The sequence below is a fragment of the Rathayibacter sp. AY1C5 genome (assembly GCF_002931705.1).
Lineage (GTDB): Bacteria > Actinomycetota > Actinomycetes > Actinomycetales > Microbacteriaceae > Rathayibacter.
In genome coordinates this window covers 1-18,976 of record NZ_PSWD01000039.1, presented here as the reverse complement: position 1 = coordinate 18,976, position 18,976 = coordinate 1, and the positions used below count along the sequence as shown (strand labels likewise).

The following is an 18,976-nucleotide window of genomic DNA, read 5'->3' as shown; positions in this document are numbered from 1 at the left end:
AGTCGTCCCACCGGTCGCCGCGATGCGGGTCGTGCTCGTCGTTGACCGGGGACCAGGCGTGCAGCTCGGCCCACTTCTCGGCGGCGTCGGTGTGTCCGGCCTGGGTGAGGAGGTCGATGATGCCCGTCGCGCGCCAGCACGGCAGAGTCGGAGCGATCGCTTCCGTGACGGCCGGGTCGGAGAGCGTGGCCGCGAAGGCCGCGACGGCCGCCTGGTAGGTCGCCGCCGGGTCGGGCGTGGTCTGCTGCTGCTCGCTCATCGGTGAGTTCCTTCCGGGGTGTGGGCGTCGCCCTCGTCGTCGTCGCTCGCGTGCTCCGCGATCCACAGGTCCGCGGCCTCATCTCGTCCGAATGCTCGCAGGAGTCCGGCCAGCGCGTCGACCTCGGCGCAGCTGAGTCGCACGGCCAACTCATCGGCGGTGTCTCCGTGGGAGAACACGGACGCGAACTCGGCCACCGCGCCAAGGAGGGTCGGCTCCTCGGCCGCGGAGCTGGTGGTGATGGTGACGGACATGGCGTTTGCTCCTCGGTGGTGGTGCGGGTCAGGATTCGGTGCGGGCGAGGGTGTCCACGAACATGACGCCCTCGGGACCGGGGATCGTGGCGGTGTGTGCCAGCACCCACCCGCCCCGTGCCAGACCTGAGAGGTCGACGTCGCGCTCGGCGATCCGGCGCAACTGGCTCTGCATCCCGTCCTCGGTCGCGGCCGGGACGAAGGTGCTGACGGTGGTGATCTGCTGCATGTTCTTCCTCTTCCTCATCGTTTTTTTGCCGTGAAGGCGGTTCTCCGCCTTAGCAACCGGAGGGCGCAGTGCAACCCGAAGGGCGGCGGTGGAGAGAGTTTCGGCGCGATGTGAGGGAGCGCCGCGACCGCGTGCCGAAAGTCTCGGAGGAGCCGGTGGCGCAGCCACTTGAACGGAGCCCGTAGGTAGCTACGACCGCAGCGAAGCGGAGGGAGCCGCCGAAGGCTTCACGGCAAAAAATGATGTGAGCCCGTAGGGCGACCAACGGCGGCCGGCGCAGCCGGGCGACCTCTAGGCGGTGCTCCGTCGCCGCTGCACGAGCGCAGCTCGCGCCTCCCGGAACGGGATCCCCGGGGAGCGTGAGGGGCCCGCCCCTCACGGGCTACCTACCTATATAGGTAGGTAGCCCTCGCTCGATCAGCTCGCGGCGGCCGTCTCGGTGGCGGCGGCTCGGGCTGCCTCCACCTCAGCGGCGGTGTGGTGTCCCTGCACGTCGGCGTAGGCGACTTTGTAGGGGCGGGTTCCGTCGTTCCAGTCGAGCGCGACGGTCACGCTCTTGGGGTTCACGCGGGTAACGACGTGCCAGCCGAAGCGGTGCTTGATCATGTCGCCCTTGGCGATCGTGTCGCGGCTGTGGATCGTGACCTGTCCGGCTGCGGCCTGCGCCTCGCGGACGGCGGTCCAGTAGTCGCGCTGGTCTTCGAGCTGCGCGCGCTGGGTGAGCAGCCGCTCCCGGTAGGCGCCGGTCGCGGGGGCGGTCGTCTCGATGTAGCCGCCACCGAAGTTGTGCGAGCTGCCCTCGATCTTCCGCGTGCAGCCGCGAATGTCGGTATCGAGCCGGTCGATGCGGCGGGCCACCATTCCCGGCGCGTAGCGGGATTCGGTGGTCCCGGCGGCGACGTCGGCGCGGGCGCGGGCGCGGGTGGCCTCGCGGTCGGCCTCGACGCTGCGGCCCATCGCGTTGTGGGCCTTCTCGATCGCGTTGCGGTGCCGCGTCTCGGAGTGGTGGCCGATCTTGATCGGCTCGCCACCCTCCGGGAGCCGGTCGAACGCGCGGCGCGCGGCCGCGTCGGCGGTATCGGCGTCCGCGGCGCGGCGGTCGGCCTTCGCGTCGAGCGCGTCGACGCGGGCGGCCTGGCGCTCGGTCTTGTCCGCCTCGGCCTCGGCGGTTGAGCGGAACGTCTCTTCGGCTTTGATCGTGACCTCGTGTCCGGCGTCGCGCAGGGCGGTCGCGGCGCGGTTGATGGTCCACCACTTCGGCAGGCGGTCGCGGGACTGCGGGACGTACCAGGCGCCGATGGAGCGGCCCCAGCGCCAGCCGGACGCCTTCAGGATCTCGGCGGTGCCGTCGCCGCGGCTGGTGCCCTCGATGATCGTTCCGGCTTCGGGGGTGTGGGTGATGGTGAGCATGTCGGTTCTCCTTCTCGGTTCGGGGGGGGTCAGTCGTTGTCGCGGTAGTCGGCGGGCGTCTCGCTGCGGTCGTGCAGCGCATAGGCGGCCGGGAACAGGTCGAGCGCCCGCGCGACATCGACCGGAACGACGACGTAGGCCCCGGAGGCCATGTAGCCGATGCGATCCGCGGGCAGCGGCGCGACGGGCTCGAAGTGCTGCAACGTCACCCCGGCCACCGCGCGGCCACCGCTGCGGGTGACCAGGCGCACGGCGGGCGTCTGCTCGGTCACCGGGTCGTTGCCGCCGGCGCCGACGATGACCACCTGACGCGCGGTCCGGCTGATGCCCTCCGCTCCGGGTCCGTGGTTCTCGCTCGTGATGACCTCGGTACGGGTGCCGCGCTGCTCGCTCATGGTGCGTCTCCCTCTGGCTGATCGTTTTTCTTTGCCTCTCCGGCGGGGAAAACCGTTTGAGTGGAGGCGGCGGAGTGACGCCGATCACGGGCGAAATAAGCCCGCAGGGCGCGTCCGGGATCGGTGGCACGCAGCCGCTGGAGCGAAATAGGTTGAAACCGCGGAGAGGTGAAGAAAACGCAGGGGAATGGGCCGCGCAGCGGCCTCCCTTCCCCGGCATCGCCGGTGCCGCATCTAGCGGCCCCCGGAACGGGTAGCGGAAGAACGATCAGCAGCGCCCTACGGTGGGCGCATGCCTCCGCGACGCGCCCTCCGTCGCACGGATCGACGCCGGTTCTCGGGCCTGGTCTCACTCTCGGCCGTTGTGGCACTGCTCTCGGGATGCGTCGGTGACGTCCCCGGCCCTTCACCGACCTCGTCAGTCGTCTCCGCAGCGCGAGTGGATACCCGTCCGCTGTTCGATGAGGCGATGGCAGTGAGCATCACGCCGGGTGTGCGCGAGGTGGCGCGCGCGACAGAGGACTGGTGCTTCTCAGAGGGAGGAGGGAACCAGCTCTTCGGATCGGCGTCTGAGCTCTCGACCGTCTGTCTCTTCGGCGGCGGAATCGTGTTCGCTCTGAACGACACCGACCAGCAGGCGGCAGCCGCTGCCGTGGATGAGTTCCTCGCCACCAACGACATGTTCGGCCCGGGAGGAACGGTCGTTGACTCCCTCGTCGGGGTCGACCTAATGCAGGGCGGCGAACTCACCGGCGGCGGCGGGCGCAACCTCCCCGGGGGAGGTGCTCAGGGAGCGGCGACCGTGCGTTGGACACTCGTAGCCGCCTCCCGCCTCCAGGTCAGCGGCCTCCCGTTGTCTGAGGGGTTTAATCGCCAGTCCTACGAGGGAACGATCACGGAGTCGACTCCCGCAGAAGTGAGCGCGACGGGTGCCTCGTTCGTCCTGACCGTCCACATCTCCTGGCGGTACTTCTCGGGCAAGCGTGCCTAGCCTCTCTCCCCCGATTTCGCCGGTACCGCATCTAGCGACCCCCGGAACGGGTAGAGGAAGAGCGCAAGCTGCTGACGGGCGCCGCCGGCAGTGGGTCTAACGGCTTCGGTCGCCGCGGTCCGGCGCCTGCGTCGGCGTCGTGGTGGGGAAGCTGCGGGTGACGGTCGCTCGTGCTTGTGCGAGGGCCGTGTCGATTAGGGGTTCTCCGAACGCGGTGCGCGACTTATCGACGTCGAGCGTGCGCGGCTGCCCTTCGGCGGAGGTGCTGTAGCGCCGGTAGCGCATAACGGTCAGTCCGGTGTCGGCCAGCTGCTCGGCGGCGACCTCGGGGAGGGAGCGGCCGCCGGGGCCGGCGTAGACGCCGCGGGCGTACTCGCTGGGCACCCATCGGCCACCGAGCTCGTCGGCGCCGTCGAGGGCGCGTTCGTAGGACTGCTGCCAGCGGCCGGCGATGCGCGACTCCGACAGCTCGAACGGGACCTCCACGTCGATGACCTCGACGCTGTAGCCGACGGACCCGAGTGGCTGCCCCAGCTCGACGGCCTTCTCAGGCGAGGAGAGCACGGTGTCGATCACGACGTTCAGCCCGTCCCGCACCGCTTCGTTGCGGGACGCGGATCGCGAGCTGCGAGGACTCCTCGTGCACGAGGGAGGCCAGCTCGAGCGGGAAGAACCGCTCCCCCGCCGCCTCAGCGGCGCGGACCTCGGGCGGCATGATCGCGCGGTCGTAGCTGCCGTCCTTGATCGCCTCGGTGAGCAGGGCGCTTGAACTCGTCCGCGTCCACGGTGAGCCACGCGCCGCGGTCGGCGCCGAGCACGTCCGCGAGCACGGTCGACTTCCCGGCCCCGGGCGGGCCAGCGAGGATGATCGCCTTTCGCTCCGCGCGGACGTCGGGGAACTCGTCGCGGTAGGCGGCGACCAGGCGGTCGTGCAACTGCCGCCGCGCGGCGCGCGGCCGATCCACGCCGTCAGGTTCGCGGACGAACCAGTCGCGGTTATTGACCGTCGCCCGATCGCTGGCAGGGCTCAGCGGGCCACCGGCCCGAGCCCACTCGCGCACCGTCTCGCGGTGCGCGGCGATCGCTGACGAGTCCTCGCCCGTCACCGACCTTGCTCGCTGTAGCGGGTCAGGATCTCGTCGTACATCTCCGCGTCGATCAGGTGCTCGCTGAACGCGCGCCCGACGTCCTCGAACTCCCCCGCATCCGCGGTCGTCCAGTCGAAGCCGTCGCTGGGCGAGCCGGGTCGATAGGACCAGCGGCCGAGCTCATCGATGGTCTGCTCGCGCGTGAGCTCGCCGGCGTCGTAGCGCTGGGCGATTTCATAGGTGGTGGCGCCGGAGAAGCCGGGGCGCACGTCCGGCACGGCGGCCGCCGACTTCAAGGCACTGTTCACGGAGGGCTGAGAGATACCGATCAGATGCGCGAGCTGCCTCTGCGTGGTGTCCTGCGCGGCACGGCGCAGCTCCCGCAGGTACGACACTCTCGTCACGACCTGACGGCTGCGCAGCCGGCGAACGGTGTCCCCATCGGGCCTCTGAGCGATCGACATAGCAACCACCTCCTATAGATCATTCTATCGAAGGACCGTCACGGTCAGTGAAAATACCCGAGCGGAGGGCGTGCTCAAGGATGGCGGCCGTGGACGTCTCCCCCAAGTCTGTTACTTACAGACCAACAGACTTCCGAATCTCGGCCTCCGACCCGCCCGCGATCTGATCGCTTCTCTCGAGAAGAAGATCGATCGCTACTCGGATGAGGGTGTTTTCCGTGATTCGCTCGGTCCCGGCGGGCCTGGTTCGCGTGAGTCGACGCGCGTGCGCAGTCAGCGCGGTGTACTGATCGTCTCGGATCTTCGCTTCTTTCCTGGCGAAGGACCGGTAGCCGGCTCCCTCAGCCGGGTCCTGTCGAGTTGCAGAGGCGTCGTCTTCCACTCCCGGCGACTTCGACGGCCGAAGAGGCTTCACCACCTCTGGGGATGCTTCGGGGGGAGTGAGAGACAGATCCGCCTGAGACGGCGTAGACAGCATTGCGCTGAGGTCCTGGCGGGCCATTAGGAGCTCCTCGTGGTCGAGTGCGCCCAAATGGAGGTGAGCTCCAGGGCGACTGCGTTGTAGTCGTAGATCGCATTGGCGGTTTGCCTGGTGTCGGGGTACTGGGTCACAACGTCTCCGGTGAGCGGCGAATCGCTGATCGATTTGTACTGTCGGATGTGCTGCTTGAAGCGAGGGAGCTTGAGGCTTACATCCACAAGATTGACCCAGTCTTCGAGAAGGTTCGGTACACGCATGTCCACCTTGCCGAGCAGGACTCGGTACGGAACATCTCGCGGCTCGATGAGCTTGCTGATCGTGTTGCGCGTCGGATCGACAGCAAGCGCTTCCGGAACCATCGGCACGATCGCGAAGTCGGAGACATCGAGAACGGCACCGAGGATCGCCGTATCGGTCAGGTTTCCTGGTGTATCTACGAAGACCACGTCGTACGGCAGCTCCCGCAGGCGTGTGAGCGTGTTGGGGTCGGTGTTCTCCGCGAAGTCGAAGGGCAGCCGCTCCCCCGCCCGAGCCGCCCACATGGTGGTCGACTGTTGGGGGTCGACGTCGACCACGAGCACTCGCGCGTTCTTGGCGGCGACGGCCGCAAGGTTCATCAGACTCGTCGTCTTCCCGACCCCGCCCTTCTGATTTGCCAGGGACACAATGCGCATGAATGTTCCTCTCACTTCCGTAATTACAGACTACCAAAGTTCGGCTTCAGATCACCAACTCCGGAAGTCTGTAACTTACGAAGTACGTGGTCGACCGCTACCCCGACGACCCAAGTTGCACCTGGTCGCCCTCCGAGCAGGGCTGACACATCTACGGATGCTCACGCAGCAGGTCTCCTCTGACGCTTGAGCTGATTCGTTCCACCAGGCCCAGGTGGCACGCGGAACTCCCCCCTGCCGCTACCAGCAGCTTCGGCCGACAGGTAAGCCTGGCCCTACAGAACTACAAAGTCTGTAAGTCTGTAGCCACGGCCTCTTCCGTCTCCGCTGGCGCCATTGGGCTCCCCCTTGCAAAGTGACTTACAGAGTTTGTGATTCTGAAACTTACAGACAATGGCGCTGCAGCGTGTGAACAAAGTTACAGACTTTGTAATTCTGAACCTTCCGAACTTCGGACTTACACCGCAATGGTTTAGGTTTCCACGCGCCGGCAGCTGCGGTCAGTGCGCGAACGCCGTCGCCAGTTCGCCCCAGTGGGTTGTGAAGCGTGGGGAGCGCGCGCCACGCTTCATCGCCCAGACGGGTCCCTTGCGGATCCCGGGCCGGCCGTGCAGCTTCGGGTCGAACAGTCGCTCGCAGGAGACGTAGAAGCTGTTGACGTCTACCAGGTCGATGCGCTGCTCAGAGCGCACGGTGGAGGTGGTGCAGGCAGACGGTCACGACGCCCCACACCTGGAGGTCGCTGAGCTCGGGGACGAGGATCGGCGGGTACTCGGAGTTCTCAGCTCGCAGGATCACGCCGCCGGGGGAGAGTTCGAGGCGCTTGACGGTGAGTTCGCCGTCGAGGATCGCGACGACGACGTTGCCGTGCTTGGGGGAGAGGGAGCGGTCGACCACCAGTTCGTCGCCGTCGCTGATGCCGGCGCCGATCATGCTCTCCCCGGACACGCGGACGATGAAGGTGGAGGTCTTGTCGCGGATCAGGTGGTCATTGAGGTCGAGGGAGCCGTCGAAGTAGTCCTGCGCGGGGGAGGGGAACCCGGCCGCTACCGCATCGCCGGCGACGAAGAACGCGATCGCCACGGCGTCCAGAGCCGGAGTCGAGATCCGCTCCACGATCGTCACAGTCATCTCGGTACCTCCCAACCCGTTCGAACATATGTTCGATGGAAGTCGAGTGTAGGTCGGAGGGTCCGACAGCGCTCGTGTGCGCCAGTCGTTCGCACGTTCGGCGGAGCCGTCTCGGGCGCGTCGAGCTCGTCGGGGATCCGCGTCGACCTCGAGGGTCAGCGTCGGGGGCTAGGCAGCGGTGGAGGACCACCAGAGCGATCCGGGGGCGAGCATGCCGGTGCGTCCCCAGTGCAGCGCTTCTCGGTGATCGCCGCGGCCGGCGGCGTCGCGGGGGTAGAGCGGCCAGACGCGCTCACCGGGAGTGGTGTCCTCGAACAGGGGTCGGCTCGTGACGTGTCGGCGTCGAGGGCGTTGCCGGGGGGAGGAGGAGCGGTGGGTCAGCTCGGCTTGCCACCAGGCCCAGACCTCGCGCTCGACGTCGTAGCGGTGGGCTCGATCTGCGAGGGCTCCGTCGACACCGAGAGTTCGAGCTGCGGCAGTGCGGAGGTCACGCTTGGCGCGGGTCCACCCCGTCGTGTGCCTAATGACCAGCCGGTGTCTGCGCAGGCGGGAGAGTGCGGTGGCAGCGGTGCGGGTGGTGACTCCGAGCAACGTGGCGGCGGCGCCGAGGGCGAGGGTCCCTTCGCGACGCAGCAGAGCGTAGGCCTTTCCTGCTAGGTGTCCCAGGCCGGCGCGGGTGAAGAGGTCGTGCCGGGTGTCGGTGAGGTCGGCTTCGAGCATGGTGAGGAGCATGGTTCGTTCGGTGAAGATCGGCCCGGGGGGGCGGGGGTTATTAGTAGTTGTGGCCGGACCTTGCAGGAAACCTGTGGAAAGGTGCTCGGACAGTCGCCATTCGCTGGCGTTCGAGCCGTCCGCGCGGACGGCGAGCTGCACGTAGCCGTCCTCGCGCAGCGTCCGCAGGGCGCTGGCCGCGGTGGTGCGTCCCAGGCCCGCGAGGAGGGCGAGGTCGCGGATGGACGCGGCGACGGTGCGCTTGCCGGTGTGCAGGGTGAGGTAGGCCAGGGCGGTGAGGATCGTCTTCTCCGACGTCGCCCGCTCGCTCCTGCCCCACCGGCCCGGGCTCACCCGGAACCGCTCGAGGAGGGCGCTGACTGAGCCGACGATGCTCTCCAGCTCCACCAGGTCGCGCGGCTCGCGCTCGGACGGGAGAACGGCGTGCAGGGCCGCGTACTGGAGTGCCTTCTGCCACTGCCGCGTCAGGCGCTCGGCCGCTTCGTCGCGCGAGCGCGGGCGGCGGTGGCCGCGGCCGGTGTTCTTGGTCCGGAAGTGCTCCATCCCGGGAGCGGTCCGAGCGGCGTGCTCGACGTCAGTCAAGGACCAGCCGGCGTGCGCCGCGGAAAGCAGACACATGAACGCCGTCCACGACGGGTTCGCACCTCCGCCCGCGGCCGCCATATGCCCGGCGCCGGCAGCGCTGAGCTGGCGGTGCGCCCGATGCGTGGTGGTCGGGGCGGCCGGGGGAGCAGCGTCGATGGCGCGTGGCGGGCGGGAGGCTTGCAGCGCAGCGGTCACGGCCTCGATGGCGGCCGCGGTGACGGTCGCGTCCAGCAGCTCCTCTGCGCGGCCGCGGAGAACGCTCGAGAAGCTGCCGTCGCGGTGCGGGGACAGGGGAGGTCGAGCGGCGCCGGTGCGGGGGTTGCAGAGCATCCCGTGATCCAGCGTGCGGAAGTTCGCGCGAGCGGCAATCGCCAGCCGAGCCACCAGCTCGGCCGGAGCACCCTCGGCGAGTGCGATCCACAGGTGCCGGCCGCCAGTCCCGGAGGACTGGCACACGAGATGAGCGACCTGGTGCGCGTCCAGAACGGCGGAGAGAGCGTCGCAGTCGTCCGCGGCCTGCTCCATGAGGTCCGCGTCGACGCCGTGGGAGTCCTTGCCGTCGAAGTCGAAGCAGAGCAGCCGGAACGCTCCCGCGTCGTCCGCAAGGTAGACGGCCCAGGGAGTGCTCGGGGCGACTGGAGAGATCAGGAACGCCGTGGGATACGCGTTCTCGTCCAAGCGCCCGTAGGCGTCGCGGCGCATCGTCCGGACAGTGCCGCGCGGGCTCAGCCGACGCGTCAGGGACCATGCGTCGCCGCCGAGCGTCGACGAGCTGCTACGGCGCGCCGAAAGATCCATCATTGAATCTCTCAGCCCGTCGTGTAATCTTTCGGGCATAGAGAAGCCTCCCGTGAGGGTGGTGACTTGATTAGCTCGGACCCGTTGCTTTGGTCGGTGTCGGGGTACGAGCTACGAAACTTGGTGAGGCCCGCTTCGGCGGGCCTCCTTCGTTTAAGCGGCGGAGATGTGCGCCTCCTGGTCGATATCGAACGTCGGTGCCAGCACGGGCAGGCGCCCGGTGGAGTCGCGGAGCTGATCTGCCAGAAGCTCGAAGTACAGCGAGCGGGAGACGCCTGAGGCCTTGGCGGCGCCGTCGACGTCGTCCTTCAGCACGTGAGGCATCTGAAACTCGACGGGCACGGTGACGGCGCCGTTGCGCGCGCGTCGCTTCTGCTTGATCGGAGCCATGCGTCCAGAGTGGTGATCTAACCCCGGGATTGTGCGCGCCACGCCGCGCGTAGGGCGGATCAATCCCGGGATTAAGCGCGATTGCTGCCGAGGGACAGGGGCGTCAGCCCAGGTCACGCCGTGACGGCCCCCACCCGCCGAGGCATGAGACTCCCGTCGAACAACCATGTCGGCACCCTACCAAAATAGGCGCCACTCTCGTACCGATTCAGGTACACCGTCCATAGGGTCAGCCAGGACTCTGCAGCCACTCGCGAACCGAGGCGTCGAATGCGTCCGGCGCGACGTTGTACTCCCAGGCATGCGCAGCGGGCGGGAGCAGGGCTAGCGCGCTCCGTTCGACGTTCACGCTCACGAAAGCCCGTGACAACGAGGCAGGCACCTCCCGATCTCCGTCTGAGTGGATGAGGAGGGTCGGAACGGTGAGTCTTGGTCCTCGGGTCCAGTCCAGGGCATCGAAATCGATGGGCCCGGGAAGTCCTACGAGGGTGCTGAGGGGGCGAGTGGAGAGCGCGAACGTCCCAAGCGCACCCACCACCGATGGCAGATGAGCGCGGCGCGCTCCAGCCCGAATGACCTGCCGCCAGTCGGTGGCGGGCGCGATGAGGACGAGGGCTGTGATGAGTTGGCGGTGTTGAGACCGCTCGGTGAGTTGAAGTGCGATGCCGCCACCGAGGGACCAGCCGAACAGAACGATGCTGTGCGCTCCGTGCTCCACGGCGTAGCTGATCGCAGCATCGACGTCATCCCATTCGGTTTGACCGAGAGTCGACGCCCTGTTCTTCGTTGGTGGCCCATCTCCGTCGCCTCGGAACGAAGGAACGAGCGACGTGTAGCCGAGCTTGCGTGCTGCCGGGACTGAGCGCAGCGCGGTGATGCGAGTGGTGCGGATGCCGTGCACGTGGATCGCCCAGGTTTTTTCGCCCTCGCCGCCGGTCGACGGGAAGAGCCACGCCGGACATGGGCCTGTTGGCGCGTCGACGTGGATCTCGCGCACGCGCGGGTCGATGTCCTCAGGACGCGCGAAGACGTGCCCGGTCCATCGGCCTTCGTGAGCGGTAGAGAGATCGCCGCCGGTGACTTGAAGAACCTCGCGGCGAACGGTCCGCTCGATCGCGTCGTGATACAGGATCCGGCCGACGAGCGCGTGGCCCCGATCGGAGTCGAACCAGAAGCCGTACTCGCCGTCGTGAAGGGTTTCGGGCGTGGCGTGGAGGGTGAGGCTGTCCGGGGTCGCCGAGAGGACCTGCACCGTCCTCTTGCGCCCGGGCATCACGACTCGCCGCCCCAGGACGACACCGACGCCTGCCAGCAGGGAGAGGGCAGTCACAGCGGCTCCCGCTACTCCTGCGACAGCTCTCACGCCGACTTGCCGGGCGCTCATCGAGTCCAAGCTCTTGTGGTCGCGGGGGAGGGGAGCAGTTCCATCACGATGGCCTCCGCCGCTGCGACGTGACGAGCGTCGGCTGGTGTCAGACGGCCGCGGTGAGCGTTCTCGAAGTCGCGAAGCGCGATGACCAGGTCGTACACGACCGCGATCGATGATTCGTCTCGAGCGCGACTTGACCCGTTCGTAGCCGGCATCACCGCGAGTCTGCCGGCGAGGCGGCGAAGTCGCCGTGCATGCCGACTGAGTCGCGCCTCGCGCATGGCCTTCTGCAGAGTGAATGAGGCGATTCCGGTGACGATGAGGATCACGCCGCAGTAAAACAGGAAGTCGAACGCGTTCCGCAGGAGGACGCGGAAACCGAGGTCGGTGACCTCGAAGTGGTCGAGGGACAAGACGATGATCTCGTCGATGCAGGCGAGGATGACGAGGCTGCTGCCTGCGACGAAGAAGCCGTAGGAGCGCGCTTTTCTGCGACGGAGACCAAGCAGGAGCATCGTCGAGATGGCGAGGATCGCCGTCATGTAGATACTGGCGTAAAGCCAGGTACCTGTCTGGGAGATGTGCTCGGTGATGAAAGTTTTCGAGGTGGGTTCCTTGTCGGTGATGAACAGGAACGGCACGACGAAGGACACGAGCATGGCGGCAAGGATGAGCTTCCTCGTCCAGAATCGCGGGGTGCTGCGGGACTGAAGGAGGGCTGCTCTCATGACCAACCAGAACGCGGTGGTCGCCAGGACGTTCTGGGCGAGGTTGATGTAGTTCTCGCCACCGAGAAACCGGTCCAATCCGGGGTGGACTCGGGTGAGGAGCGCGAGGGAGCCGACTCCGCTCGCGAGCCAGGACAACCGGCTCGAGGGCTGGGAGACAGCAGCGGGGATCCGGGCGACGAAGACGACGGCGAGGACCACAAGAGCGATCAGGGCTAGAGCCTGCATCTACCCGAAGACCTCCTCGTCCTCCCGGAAACGAGGACGCAGGAGTGAGCGGGAAAGAAGATGGGCGAGGTGCTCTGCTTCGCCTTCGAGGATGCGCCGGTCCCCATCAACGTTCTCGAGGTCCTCCAAGCCGCCTGCTTCTAGGAGCCGGCCGCGCACGACTCCGTTCGTCCCCCGGTAGGAGGCGACGGAAGAGTCGTCCCCAAGGACGTTGCAGCCGGGGTGGCGGAGGGCGATATGAGCGAGTTCGTGCAGGATGCAGTGCATCTGGTAGAGCTGGGTATCGGTCGAGCGGTAGAGAATCTGGGCCTCGTCGGGAAAATCGACCCAGAGAGCTGTGAGCGTCTGCCAGTCATCGTCGTCGATGGCATCGACGTGGATCGGTTTGCCGTGCAGGTCAGAGACATGCTTGAGGAGGGCATCCAAGGTCTGATCGTCCTGGAACCGGTTCTCCTCGAACGTCTGCGTCGTGCGTGCGGCGACGTCGGCGTGTTCGAACCACAGGGCTTCGTTGCTCTGGGTGGTGCTCATTCGGTAGTGCCCTCCTTCGGAGTTCGCTCGATCGACAGAATCGCCTTGGTCACGGCGGCGAGCTGCTTCGCGTTCATGCCCCCCAGCGCTCGAGCACTGATGGAGGTGGCTCCGGTAGCCAATAGCGCCCGGTGGAAGCGGATCTCCGCTTCGATGAGCTCGCTGGCTTCGTCTTCACGCCTTGCAGTCAGGTACTCGTAGCTGACGCCGAAGAACTCGCTGAGACCGACGAGCAGATCGACCGGCAGCCGCGTGGAGCCCTCCAGCTCAAGCAGCTCATCCCAGTCCTTCGGCTCGAAGCTGATGTCACGACCGCGGATGGACTGAACGAGGGTGTCGAGAGTGAAGATCTGAGCATCCGCACTCGTCGGCCCTTCGGCGAGGAATCGGAGTCGTCGAGCGAACTCCCTGCCGTCGATGCGCTCAGCAGTGAGCTCTCCGCCACCGTCTTCGGGGTTCGGAGAAGACGCGAGCTGCAGCACTTCGTACGGTTCGACCCCGAAGGCTCCAGCGAGCTTCTCGATGTCGTTGGTGGTGAACGGCGCTTCGCCGCGCAGACGGATGTAGAAGTAGTTCGCCGAGATGCCTGCAGCACGGATGAGTTCGGTGTTGGTCAGCCGTGCACGATCGCGGAGCGTCTCGACCGCGCGGACCACGCGTCGCGAAAAGTCGGTCGGTCCCGGCGCCGGTCGTCTAGCCACCCCTAGAATGTACCAAAGATGATATAAGCCCATTTCGGTAACCGAATCGGGTTGCAATAGCTACCGAAATCGGTAGTTTTATCGTGTGCCTGCTTCTTCGTCTCGGTACTCAACCGTCCTGTTCGCCCTCGTCGCCTCCCTCCTCGTGAGCGGCTGCTCGTCGACCTCGCCGAGTGAGGCGTCTCATGAGAACGAGCTACCGACGACCGCCTCACCACTCCCCAGCATCCGACTCTTATCGCCGACGCCGACTCCCGAGGACGTACAGCCGGTCGATGCGGAGCCGTCCCCAGAACCGTCTCCGCTGAGCAGAGCCGTCGCGATTGCGACGGAAGCGGCGGTGGCGTTCTGCCGTCCAACGGTCGGTTACGACACCTGGATCAGCGAGCTCTACCCGTTTTTGAGCCAGCGGGCAGCATTAGCCTACGAGACGGTCGACCCGGCAAACGTGCCCTGCACGAGCCTCGCGGGCGCTGCGACCGTCCGCGACGGTGACGGCGCGTTCACGATGCGCATCCTCGTCCCCACCGACGCGGGGGAGTACTCCGTGTACGTCCACCGCACCACGGAGAGCACTCCCTGGGCCGTCGAGCAGATCACCCCTCTCACCTCGGAGTAACGGGATGCAGAAGGGGGGACTGGGGGTGCTTGCAGCGGTCATGGTGCCCGTCGTGGCGGTCGCGATGCTGTTGTGGGTGCTGTTCTTCGGCGGCTCCGCTGCCGCGGCGTGCCTGCCGGGCGGGGGACCGGTCAGCGTGTCCGCTGTCCCTGCGGACGCGAAGGTCGGGGCCTACGGGCACGACCAGCTCGTGAATGCAGCACTGATCGTGAACGCAGGAGCGGCGAAGGGGCTCGGCGCGGACGGGCAGACACTGGGCGTGCAGACGGCGATCGGGGAGTCATCCCTGGTGAACATCGGCTACGGGGACGGTGCGATCAACCCGGACGGGTCAGTTGCCGACTCGATCGGACTGTTCCAGCAGCAGTCGAGCTGGGGCACCGTTGAGCAGCGAATGGACCCGACGACCTCGGCGGGCTTCTTCTACGACCGCCTCGTCGCGGTCGAGGGTTGGCAGTCGATGGAGCCCTCGATCGCGATCAACAAGGTCCAGCGCAACGCCGACCCGAACCACTACAAGAAGTACCGCGCTGACGCCGTGGGGATCATGACCTACCTCAACGGCCTCGGCAGCAGCACGACCGCACCTGCGACGACCGCTGCACCGGTCGGTGTTTCGTCTACGCCGGCCAGCACCGCACCTGCGACGGCTGCGCCGATCGGTGGATGCGTCGCCGTATCTGGCGACGCGCAGGCCCTCGCAGCCGGCCTCGTGACGGCGATGGAAGAGGGGCGCCTGCGACTGCTCGAGGACCGGTATGCGCAGCAGATCCGCGACATGGCCGCCGGAACCGCGAAGGAGAACTGCGGCATCGACGTGCGGATCCTCCAGATCATCACCATCGCGCTAAACACGTTCGGAAAGGTGGGCGTCTCCGACCTCAACCGCCAGTGCACCGGATCCCTCCTGGGCGCCGGCACCGGCTCTTCTCACTGGATGAACGGCGGCGGGAACGCGGTCGATTTCTTCTCCTTCGACGGCACGGCCACGACCGGCTGCGACGCGAACGCGCTCACGCTCCTCACCGTCCTGGACCCACAGGTTCCGGCGGGCTCGCGTGCCGGGCAGATCCAGTGCCGCTCGACCAGCTACCAGCACATCACCCAGTTCACAGACACCCCGAACCACCTGCACTTTGACGTCGCCTACGCCGACGGCCCCCTCACCACCGGATAGCCGGACCTTTTCGGCGCCCCAACCGGCGGCGCCGAACACCCCGCACCACCACCACACGAAACGGAGCACACCATGTCTGTACTCGCCCTCACCTCCGACCTGATCACAGCCGCCGGCAGCTTCGGGGCCGTCGTCCCCGACCCGGGCCCCGGGGGCATGCCGCCCGGATTCGAGGCCTTCACCACCGTTATGGGCTGGGCCAAGTGGGTCGGCCTCGGCGTCGCCGTCGTCGGCCTGATCATCCTCGGCGTCACCATGACCGTCTCCGCCCGCCGCGGCGAGGGCGGAGAGATCGGCGGCTGGCTCGGCCGACTCCTCGTCGGCGTCATCATCGTCTCCGCCGCGTTCACGATCGTCGGCTTCCTCATGGGCAGCTAGCGCACGAGGACACCGACCGGCATCACCAACGAGAGGCACGACGTCATGAGCGACACGCAGTCCCGCAACCCGTTCACCAGTCGAGGATTCATCTTCGGAGCAATCGTCTTCGGAATTCTTGTCCTGGCCGCGATCCTGCTCGCCGTCACGTCCCTGGACAGTGGTGGCGAGCAGGGCACCGCCACGCCCGCCACCACTGCAACGCCCACCTCCCAGGCCTCAGAGCTCGACGCCGATGCTGCGAGCATCTGCGGCCTCCCTGGACTCGACGAGAGCGGCAACCTCGCTGCTGCACCCGACGCGGAGTGGACCATCGTCGGCACCATGGCAGCGCCCTCCTCGGACGATGCAGGGCCTGGCGTCGTCGACGCCGACGGAGTCCGCAGCTGCTACGCGCACACCGTGGAAGGCGCAGCCTTCGCCGTCGCGAATCTCTGGGCGATGGGAACGGACGGCCGTCTGAGCGACCTCGTCACCGAACGCCTCACCGTCCCCGGCCCCGGTCGAGACGCCGCGCTGGCCCGGGAGACCACTCAGAGCAACACCGGCCTGAGCTCCCAGATCGCCGGCGTGAAAGTCCTCGCCTACGACGGCCAGAACGCCACCATCGACATCGCCTTCCAGATCTCCGACGGACGTCTCATCAGCTTCCCCTACGCCCTCAGCTGGTCCGAGGGCGACTGGAAGTTCGTGCTCACCGATGACGGACTCCCCACCTTCCGCCCGGTCGCTCTGCAGAGCCTCGGCGGCTACCTCCCTTGGAGCGGCACCACATGACCCCAGTCCCCGACAAAGAGCCGTGCTCCGTCGTCGACGTTCTCTGCTGGACCGGAGAAGGCATCGGCAACGTCGTCTCGCAGGCGTCGAACGACGCTCTGCAGCAGTTCGTCAACAACATCCTGGAGGGCTTCGGCAAAGCGGTCGTCTCGCTCGGCACCCTCTGGGTGAACGTTCCCTCCCCGGTGACCGTTGTCGACCGGGGAGGCGGCGTTAACGGCGGCGGCACACCGCCCCTGCCGGAGGCGTTCGAGACGATCCTCGGCTACGTGACGTGGGTCGCGGCGGGCCTCGCGGTCATGTCGCTGATCATCGCCGGCGTCATGATGAGCATCCGTCGCCGCCACGGCGACGGCGAAGCGCACATGGGACGCATCGGCGTCATCATCTTCGCCGTCTTCCTGCTCTCCTCCGCCTCCGCACTTGTGACAGGGTTCCTGCCCTTGGCGCTGCACCTGAACGAGTCCTCGAGCACCGTCGGCTGGGTGCAAGGGCAGCTCGAGTGGTACGCCGGCGGGCTCGCGATCCTCTCGGTCCTTGTCGCCGCCGGCCGCATGGTGTGGACGCAACGTGCAGGCGAGCTGCGCACCCTCGCCCGGTCGGTGCTGACGCTGATCGCCGTCGCCGGAGCGGGACTCGTCGTGATCCGCCTCGCCACGCAGGCTGGGGACGCGTTCTCGGTCTGGATCCTCAACAACTCCACCGACTGCGACGTCACCAACGGTGAGAGCAACTGCTTCGGCACCAACGTCTTCGCGATGATCTCTCTTACCGCGACCGCTCCCATCGGCCTGATCGGCCTCTTCCTCCTTGGGATCCTCGCCGTGCTGATGACGTACGTCCAAGTCGCGCTGATGGTGTTCCGCGGCGCGATGCTGGTCGTCCTCGCCGGCATCTTCCCGATCGCCGCGGCCGCGACCAACACGGAGACCGGGCAGCAGTGGTTCAAGAAGACCCTCGCCTGGACCCTCGCATTCATCCTCTACAAGCCGGCCGCGGCGATCGTCTACGCGATCGCCTTCCGGATGACCGGTACTGACCTGTTCAAGTCGGACGGCACCGGGCTGTTCCAGATCGTCACCGGCCTCGCGCTGATGCTCATCGCACTCGTCGCACTGCCCGCCCTGATGCGCTTCCTCGTCCCCGCTGTCGCCTCGGTGGGCGGCGGGGGTGGCGGTGCAGGCCTCCTGCTCGGTGCGGCCGCGGCCGGTGGAGCGGCGGAGATTGCCAGCGGAGCGATCCGCTCGCGCAGCGGAGGCGACAGCGGCGGGGGCGGAGGAACGCCCGGCGGCGGTGGCTTCGGCTCCGCACCGTCCGGCAGCAGCGCCTCCGCCGGCAGCAAGGGGTCACCCGCTGCGACTCCGGCCGCCTCCGGCGCAGGCGGCGGCGCAGCTGGCGGAGCTGCGGCCGGCGGTGGCGCGGCAGCGGGCGGTGCGGCGGTAGGCGGTGGTGCCGCAGCCGCGGCAGGAGGTCCGATCGGTGTCGGCCTTGCGGTGGCAGGGAAGGCCGCCGAAGGCGCGAAGCACGCAGCAGGGGCGGTCAAGGCCGCCACGGACGACGCCACTGGCGGCAACGGAAGCGGGAACTGATGAGCACGACAACCCCTATGCGCAGCGCTGAGGCGCCGCGGACGTACGGCAACTGGCGTCGCCCGCAGACTGCGGGACTCGGCGGCCTCGGACAGCTCGCCACGGGCGTGCTGTTCGTCGGCATCCTCTCCTCGATCATCGCGTCGATGTTCTCCGGCCTCGGGGCCGCGCTCGTCGTCGCCGCGATCTTCGGCGGGATCTTGCTGACGGTTTCAGTGAAGGACAAGCACGGGCAGAGCGCCCTCGGAAGGACGGTGAATCGCGTGAACTGGATGCGGACGAAGGCCAAGGGAGCGAACGTCTATCGTTCAGGTCCCGCGGGTCGGGCGAAATGGGGCACGTTCCAGCTCCCCGGACTCGCGGCGGCGTCGCAGCTCTCCGAGCACGAGGACTCGCACGGGCGCCGATTCGCTCTCGTGCACGTCCCCTCCACCAAGCACTACACCGTCGTGATCGCTACCGAGCCGGACGGCGCCGCGCTGGTGGATCAGGAGCAGGTCAACAACCAGGTCGCGGAGTACGGCATCTGGCTCTCCAACCTCGGAGACGAGCCCGGCATCGAGGCAGCCTCCGTCACCGTCGAGACGGCCCCCGACACCGGCACGCGCCTGCGCTCGGAAGTCGAGGGGTCGATGGACCCGGATGCGCCGGAGTTCGCTCGAGCGATGCTCTCGGAGGTCGTGAGCAGCTACCCGGTCGGGTCGGCCACGATCCGCGCCTACGTCGCGATCACCTTCTCCTCTCTCTCCCGCATCGGCGGGAAGCGCCGCAACGCGAAGGAGGTCGCCGCCGACCTCGCCGCCCGCCTGCCTGGCCTGACGACGAGCCTTGCCGCGACAGGGGCCGGCGCTGCACGGCCGCTCGGTGCTCAGGAGCTGTGCGAGGTGATCCGGATCGCTTACGACCCCGCCGCCGCCGTCCTGATCGATGAGGCCCGCGCCTCCGGGGACGTGCCCGAGCTGTCGTGGACGGACGTCGGCCCCGCGGCCGCTGAGTCC

The 18,976-nt window shown here is 67.6% G+C and carries 25 protein-coding genes; 7 read left to right on the top strand and 18 right to left on the bottom strand.

The window, feature by feature from the left end:
* The 5 genes from C5C57_RS16500 to C5C57_RS16480 form a co-directional block, all read right to left on the bottom strand.
* Positions 1-259: hypothetical protein (locus C5C57_RS16500; RefSeq protein ID WP_104256091.1), on the bottom strand; the 259-nt coding region annotated here is incomplete at its 3' end.
* Entirely contained in the window at positions 256-513 is a 258-nt protein-coding gene (locus C5C57_RS16495) for a hypothetical protein (protein ID WP_219827759.1), read from the bottom strand. The genes C5C57_RS16495 and C5C57_RS16500, both read right to left, overlap by 4 nt.
* Before the next feature lie 28 nt (positions 514-541).
* On the bottom strand, positions 542-742 hold the full coding sequence (locus tag C5C57_RS16490; protein ID WP_104297871.1) for a hypothetical protein: 201 nt from the start codon (positions 740-742) through the stop codon (positions 542-544).
* A 417-nt stretch (positions 743-1,159) separates the two neighbouring features.
* On the bottom strand, positions 1,160-2,152 hold the full coding sequence (locus C5C57_RS16485) for a DUF3560 domain-containing protein (RefSeq protein ID WP_104297870.1): 993 nt from the start codon (positions 2,150-2,152) through the stop codon (positions 1,160-1,162).
* A 29-nt stretch (positions 2,153-2,181) separates the two neighbouring features.
* Positions 2,182-2,547 carry a hypothetical protein gene (locus C5C57_RS16480; RefSeq protein ID WP_104277454.1) on the bottom strand — a complete coding sequence of 122 codons (366 nt, stop codon included), beginning with the start codon at positions 2,545-2,547 and terminating at the stop codon, positions 2,182-2,184.
* A 469-nt stretch (positions 2,548-3,016) separates the two neighbouring features.
* On the opposite strand from C5C57_RS16480, the gene C5C57_RS16475 reads away from it, so the two are divergent.
* A complete protein-coding gene (locus tag C5C57_RS16475) occupies positions 3,017-3,538 on the top strand; it encodes a hypothetical protein (RefSeq protein ID WP_104281099.1) in 522 nt (173 codons plus the stop codon).
* A gap of 96 nt (positions 3,539-3,634) precedes the next feature.
* Here C5C57_RS16475 and C5C57_RS18570 read toward each other — a convergent pair whose 3' ends face one another.
* The 13 genes from C5C57_RS18570 to C5C57_RS16415 all read right to left on the bottom strand — a co-directional run bounded on the left by C5C57_RS18570 (position 3,635) and on the right by C5C57_RS16415 (position 13,438).
* A complete protein-coding gene (locus tag C5C57_RS18570) occupies positions 3,635-4,135 on the bottom strand; it encodes a zeta toxin family protein (protein WP_258065703.1) in 501 nt (166 codons plus the stop codon).
* A gap of 92 nt (positions 4,136-4,227) precedes the next feature.
* The gene (locus C5C57_RS18565; protein ID WP_258065702.1) at positions 4,228-4,644 is read right to left on the bottom strand and encodes a zeta toxin family protein; all 417 of its coding nucleotides are present in this window, start codon (positions 4,642-4,644) and stop codon (positions 4,228-4,230) included.
* Positions 4,641-5,090 carry a hypothetical protein gene (locus C5C57_RS16465; RefSeq protein ID WP_104281100.1) on the bottom strand — a complete coding sequence of 150 codons (450 nt, stop codon included), beginning with the start codon at positions 5,088-5,090 and terminating at the stop codon, positions 4,641-4,643. Before C5C57_RS16465 ends, C5C57_RS18565 begins: the two co-directional genes overlap by 4 nt.
* A gap of 115 nt (positions 5,091-5,205) precedes the next feature.
* Positions 5,206-5,592, bottom strand: a complete 387-nt coding sequence (locus tag C5C57_RS18375) for a hypothetical protein (protein ID WP_219813913.1) — start codon at positions 5,590-5,592, stop codon at positions 5,206-5,208.
* Positions 5,592-6,245 carry a ParA family protein gene (locus tag C5C57_RS16455; protein WP_056045660.1) on the bottom strand — a complete coding sequence of 218 codons (654 nt, stop codon included), beginning with the start codon at positions 6,243-6,245 and terminating at the stop codon, positions 5,592-5,594. The genes C5C57_RS18375 and C5C57_RS16455 overlap by 1 nt, the downstream gene beginning before the upstream one ends.
* 500 nt (positions 6,246-6,745) lie before the next feature.
* Positions 6,746-6,937 (bottom strand): DUF4113 domain-containing protein, encoded by a 192-nt coding sequence (locus tag C5C57_RS18560; RefSeq protein WP_258065701.1) that lies wholly within the window; start codon positions 6,935-6,937, stop codon positions 6,746-6,748.
* Complete coding sequence (locus tag C5C57_RS16445; RefSeq protein ID WP_104297869.1) at positions 6,927-7,376, bottom strand: LexA family transcriptional regulator; 450 nt, start codon at positions 7,374-7,376, stop codon at positions 6,927-6,929. Before C5C57_RS16445 ends, C5C57_RS18560 begins: the two co-directional genes overlap by 11 nt.
* A 168-nt stretch (positions 7,377-7,544) precedes the next feature.
* Entirely contained in the window at positions 7,545-9,395 is a 1,851-nt protein-coding gene (locus tag C5C57_RS16440) for a hypothetical protein (RefSeq protein WP_146082462.1), read from the bottom strand.
* A gap of 249 nt (positions 9,396-9,644) precedes the next feature.
* Positions 9,645-9,881, bottom strand: coding sequence for a hypothetical protein (locus C5C57_RS16435; RefSeq protein WP_056045669.1), 237 nt, complete (start codon positions 9,879-9,881; stop codon positions 9,645-9,647).
* 229 nt (positions 9,882-10,110) lie between these two features.
* On the bottom strand, positions 10,111-11,211 hold the full coding sequence (locus C5C57_RS16430; RefSeq protein WP_181069245.1) for a S9 family peptidase: 1,101 nt from the start codon (positions 11,209-11,211) through the stop codon (positions 10,111-10,113).
* A 50-nt stretch (positions 11,212-11,261) separates the two neighbouring features.
* Positions 11,262-12,179: a hypothetical protein gene (locus C5C57_RS16425; RefSeq protein WP_146082461.1), complete on the bottom strand. Its 918-nt coding sequence runs from the start codon at positions 12,177-12,179 to the stop codon at positions 11,262-11,264.
* 27 nt (positions 12,180-12,206) lie between these two features.
* Positions 12,207-12,737, bottom strand: a complete 531-nt coding sequence (locus tag C5C57_RS16420; RefSeq protein ID WP_104281105.1) for a hypothetical protein — start codon at positions 12,735-12,737, stop codon at positions 12,207-12,209.
* Positions 12,734-13,438, bottom strand: coding sequence for a helix-turn-helix transcriptional regulator (locus C5C57_RS16415; RefSeq protein WP_146082460.1), 705 nt, complete (start codon positions 13,436-13,438; stop codon positions 12,734-12,736). The genes C5C57_RS16420 and C5C57_RS16415 overlap by 4 nt, the downstream gene beginning before the upstream one ends.
* Positions 13,439-13,886: 448 nt before the next feature.
* Here C5C57_RS16415 and C5C57_RS18235 point away from each other — a divergent pair, with 448 nt between their 5' ends.
* The 6 genes from C5C57_RS18235 to C5C57_RS16385 all read left to right on the top strand — a co-directional run.
* Positions 13,887-14,057: a hypothetical protein gene (locus C5C57_RS18235; protein WP_181069243.1), complete on the top strand. Its 171-nt coding sequence runs from the start codon at positions 13,887-13,889 to the stop codon at positions 14,055-14,057.
* A gap of 4 nt (positions 14,058-14,061) precedes the next feature.
* Positions 14,062-15,234: a hypothetical protein gene (locus C5C57_RS16405; RefSeq protein ID WP_104281107.1), complete on the top strand. Its 1,173-nt coding sequence runs from the start codon at positions 14,062-14,064 to the stop codon at positions 15,232-15,234.
* 72 nt (positions 15,235-15,306) lie between these two features.
* Entirely contained in the window at positions 15,307-15,612 is a 306-nt protein-coding gene (locus tag C5C57_RS16400; protein ID WP_056045694.1) for a hypothetical protein, read from the top strand.
* A 45-nt stretch (positions 15,613-15,657) separates the two neighbouring features.
* Entirely contained in the window at positions 15,658-16,389 is a 732-nt protein-coding gene (locus C5C57_RS16395) for a hypothetical protein (RefSeq protein WP_104281108.1), read from the top strand.
* Entirely contained in the window at positions 16,386-17,978 is a 1,593-nt protein-coding gene (locus tag C5C57_RS16390) for a hypothetical protein (protein WP_104297866.1), read from the top strand. The genes C5C57_RS16395 and C5C57_RS16390 overlap by 4 nt, the downstream gene beginning before the upstream one ends.
* Positions 17,978-18,976: SCO6880 family protein (locus C5C57_RS16385; RefSeq protein ID WP_146082459.1), on the top strand; the 999-nt coding region annotated here is incomplete at its 3' end. The genes C5C57_RS16390 and C5C57_RS16385, both read left to right, overlap by 1 nt.